Here is a 1,588-nt window from a genome sequence, read left to right as displayed (position 1 = left end):
TGGGCCTGCGCCAGCGGCGCTGGCTGCCGCAGTTCAGCGGCGCCGGCCTGCAACTGGCGGCATCGTTCGGCTTCCTGGTGGGCGTGGAGGACATCGCCCAGGACACCCAGGCGGTGGCCAACGCCACCTTCATGAGCGGGCTGTTGCTGGCGCTGGCCGGCTTCGCCAGCGCCTGGTGCTACCGCCGTGGGCGGGCCGCCGTGCCGGCGCTGGGCTACTACGTGTGGGGGCTGTTCTGGTGGTGCGGGATCGGCGTCACCGAGATCGTGCGATTCGTCGACGCCGACGCGCGTGCCGACGTGCTGCTCGCCTGGGTCGCGGTCAGCGGCTGGCTCGCCGCCGAGGCGCAGCGGCGCTGGCCGGCACTGGCGCTGGCCGCGACCACGCTGGGTGGCCTGGCCCTGGCCTTGCCGCTGGCGGTCTGGCAGGCCGATGTGCACGGGCAGCCGTTCGCCGGGCATGGCGCCTGGGCCTGGGCGCTGTTCGCGGTGCTCGGCGTGCGCAGCCTGCTGTGCCTGCGCGACAGCGGTGGCGGCGTCGCGCGTGCGGCGCAGTTCGTGTGGTGGCTGGTGTGGCCCAGCGTGGTCGGGCTGCTGTGCACCTGGATCGCGCTGCACAGCGAGCTCGCCGCCGGCTGGCGCTGGATGCTGTTGCTGGCGCCCTGGTTGCTGGCGACGGCGCTGTCGCTGTGGCGCTGGAATTGGCTGGCGGCTCCGCTGGGTGCGGCATTCGCGCCGTGCCGCAGCGCGCTGCAGAGCACCTACTTCGGCCTGCTGGCGGTGGCCTGGCTGTACAGCCTGAGCCTGCCCGGCAGCAGCGCGCCGCTGCCCTGGGTGCCGGTGCTCAATCCGCTGGAACTGACCCAACTGGCGCTGCTGGTCCTGGGCGTGCGCTGGACCCGCACCGCGGAGCTGCCGGCGCTGCTGCGGCCCTGGCGCACCCAGCTGTTAGCCGGTGCCGGCTTCCTGTGGATCACCAGCGTCACCCTGCATGCGGTGCATTACTGGGCGGCGGTGCCGTGGCCCGGCGTGCTCGGCAATGGCGTGGCGCAGACCAGCCTGACCGTGGTCTGGAGCGTGCTGGGCGTGCTCGGCTGGGTGCTGGGCTCGCGGCGCGGCCAGCGCGGCCTGTGGCTGGCCGGCGCGGTATTGATGGCGGTGGTGCTGGGCAAGCTGTTGCTGGTGGACCGCGGCAACCTCGGCAACGTCGCCGGCATCGCCTCGTTCATCGCGTACGGGGTGTTGTGTACGGTGGTCGGCTATCTGGCGCCGGCGCCGCCGCGCGCTGCCGAACCGGCCGAGGAGGCCATCCCATGATCCGACGTGCGCTGTTTCCATTGTTGCTGGCCGGGTTGCCGCTGTGCGCGTTCGCCGCCAGCCAGCGCGACGACTACGCCCAGCAGTGGCCGCTGACCCTGCAGGACGCCGATGCCGGCGCCTATCGCGTGCAGCTCGACGATGCGGTCTACCGCAGCGCGCAGCGCGCCTCGCTAGGCGACGTGGAGGTGTTCAACGCGGCCGGCGACCCGCTGCCGGCGGCCCTGTTCGCCGCCGAGCAGGCCGAGACGGCGGCGCGCCGGCAGCCGTTG

2 protein-coding genes are annotated in these 1,588 nt (G+C 73.4%); both read left to right on the top strand.

The window, feature by feature from the left end:
• The coding region (locus D180_RS20750; RefSeq protein ID WP_017914273.1) for a DUF2339 domain-containing protein at nt 1-1,316 on the top strand (1,316 nt) is incomplete at its 5' end.
• The coding region (locus tag D180_RS20745; RefSeq protein ID WP_043091476.1) for a DUF3999 family protein at nt 1,313-1,588 on the top strand (276 nt) is incomplete at its 3' end. The genes D180_RS20750 and D180_RS20745, both read left to right, overlap by 4 nt.

Source organism: Xanthomonas sp. SHU 166 (assembly GCF_000364685.1).
Taxonomy (GTDB): Bacteria; Pseudomonadota; Gammaproteobacteria; order Xanthomonadales; family Xanthomonadaceae; genus Xanthomonas_A; species Xanthomonas_A sontii.
This window is presented reverse-complemented; position numbering and strand designations above follow the sequence as displayed.